Raw genomic sequence first — 558 nt, forward strand, 5'->3', positions numbered from 1 at the left:
ATTCGCTATCGTCATCCAGTTGAGCAGAACCCAGTGGCTTCAACCTCTCTAGATGGAATCAGTGGCGATTTAGACCGACTCGCATCCGGGCGCAAGGCGCGAATCATCATCCATGTGACGATTCACAGTGGTGATGTGGCGGCGGTTGAGTTCACTGGAACCTACATGCTGATCCCAGACTATAAAAAAGTTCTTAGTTCCACGCAAAACGTCTCGGAATAATGCATTTTAATCTCTTAAACAACGCCACTCTTTTGAGTGGCGTTTTTTATTGGCAGCTCTCTTTGTGCACGAGCTGCGCTTGGGTGATTAAACCAGAAACTTCGTAGCATTCACTCGACAGCGTAAGCGTTAAACTGTGCGTCTGTGGTGTCACGAGATCAAGCTCTCCAGCGACTTCACCAGTCAGTGTTACTGGCTGTGGTTGGTCGCCTTGTCGTGTTGCACCAATAATGTGCAACGACGGTAATGATAGGTGGCCGCGGTTTAAGTCGGCTTTGATATCTGTGATCTCGAAGTTCACTATCTTGGATTGCACAGCTTCATTTTCTAGGGCCT

1 protein-coding gene and 1 pseudogene are annotated in these 558 nt (G+C 48.2%); one reads left to right on the top strand and one right to left on the bottom strand.

Features of this window, described 5'->3' with window-relative positions:
* A partial coding sequence (locus tag KIV40_RS27570; RefSeq protein WP_285352393.1) for a YiiD C-terminal domain-containing protein occupies positions 1-222 on the top strand: 222 nt, incomplete at its 5' end.
* 46 nt (positions 223-268) lie between these two features.
* On the opposite strand, the pseudogene KIV40_RS27575 reads toward KIV40_RS27570, so the two are convergent.
* Positions 269-558, bottom strand: a pseudogene (locus KIV40_RS27575) (hypothetical protein); the annotation flags it as partial.

The sequence above is a fragment of the Vibrio sp. D173a genome (assembly GCF_030248475.1).